Genomic DNA, 647 nt, shown 5'->3' with positions numbered 1-647 from the left:
GTCTACGACCGTGGCAACGGCGCGGCGATCCTGCTGTTCAACCGCGAAAAGCGCACAGTGGTGCTGACCCGTCAGTTCCGCCTGCCGGTGTTCGTCAACGGCCACGACGGCTTGCTGATCGAAGTGGCAGCGGGGTTGCTGGAAGGTGCGGCGCCGGAACAGCGGATTCGCGACGAAGCCGAAGAGGAAACCGGCTATCGCGTGCACGACGTGAAAAAGATATTCGAGGCTTACATGAGCCCCGGCTCGGTGACCGAGAAACTGCATTTCTTCATTGCGGAGTACGACGCGAAGTCGAAGGTCAGTGAGGGCGGGGGCCTGGAAGAGGAAACCGAAGAACTGGAAGTGCTGGAATGGGGCTTCGATGAAGCACTGGCGGCGTTTCACCGTGGCGAGATCTGCGATGCCAAGACCATCATGCTGTTGCAGTATGCGGCGATGAATAACCTGTTTGTCCGATAAAGCAAAGATCGCAGCCTGCGGCAGCTCCTACAGGAAACGCATTCTCATGTAGGAGCTGCCGCAGGCTGCGTTCTTTTGATCTTCTAAAACAAATCCCCAGTCCTGCCCACCGCCGACCAGCTACCACCCTCCAGCACCAGCAACCGCTCTTTGGCCTCAAGCCCGCCCGCAAACCCGGTCAACTT

General features: G+C 58.7%; 1 protein-coding gene and 1 pseudogene. One reads left to right on the top strand and one right to left on the bottom strand.

Annotation, left to right across the window (positions count from 1 at the left end):
- The coding region (locus DBR18_RS12005) for an NUDIX domain-containing protein (RefSeq protein ID WP_256588687.1) at positions 1-462 on the top strand (462 nt) is incomplete at its 5' end.
- Between the two features lie 83 nt (positions 463-545).
- On the opposite strand, the pseudogene DBR18_RS29115 reads toward DBR18_RS12005, so the two are convergent.
- Positions 546-647: pseudogene (locus DBR18_RS29115) on the bottom strand (cysteine methyltransferase); the annotation flags it as partial.

The organism is Pseudomonas sp. HMWF021, from assembly GCF_003061005.1.
GTDB lineage: Bacteria > Pseudomonadota > Gammaproteobacteria > Pseudomonadales > Pseudomonadaceae > Aquipseudomonas.
Note: the sequence above shows the minus strand (reverse complement) of the source record. Positions and strands in the feature narration are given on the sequence as shown.